General features: G+C 41.5%; 2 protein-coding genes. Both read left to right on the top strand.

What is annotated here, in order from left to right:
• Positions 1 to 114: flagellar basal body rod C-terminal domain-containing protein (locus SB660_RS20195; RefSeq protein ID WP_410584082.1), on the top strand; the 114-nt coding region annotated here is incomplete at its 5' end.
• A gap of 10 nt (positions 115 to 124) precedes the next feature.
• Positions 125 to 277, top strand: a 153-nt coding sequence (locus SB660_RS20190; protein ID WP_486304206.1) for a flagellin N-terminal helical domain-containing protein, incomplete at its 3' end; no start/stop codon positions are given.

The raw sequence follows: 277 nt of genomic DNA, 5'->3' as shown, positions 1-277 counted from the left end.
ATGACGAATATGATTCAATTCCAACACGCATACAATGCAGCTGCAAGAATGGTGACTTTACAAGACGAATTACTTGATAAAGTGATCAACGGCATGGGTGTTGGAGGAAGGTAGGTAGAGTCACATGAGAGTAACACAAGGCATGATACAGCAAAACTCACTGAGATATATCGGTTCGAGCTACTCGAAGCTGGATAAACTCCAGTCGCAGATTTCTTCAGGGAAAAAAATCTCAAAAGCTTCCGACGATCCTGTAGTAGCAATGAAAAGCTTAAAG

The organism is Bacillus sp. SIMBA_005, from assembly GCF_046535585.1.
GTDB classification, from domain to species: Bacteria; Bacillota; Bacilli; order Bacillales; family Bacillaceae; genus Bacillus; species Bacillus pumilus.
The sequence above is the reverse complement of the archived record's forward strand: the minus strand, read 5'-3'. Positions and strand labels throughout refer to the sequence as shown.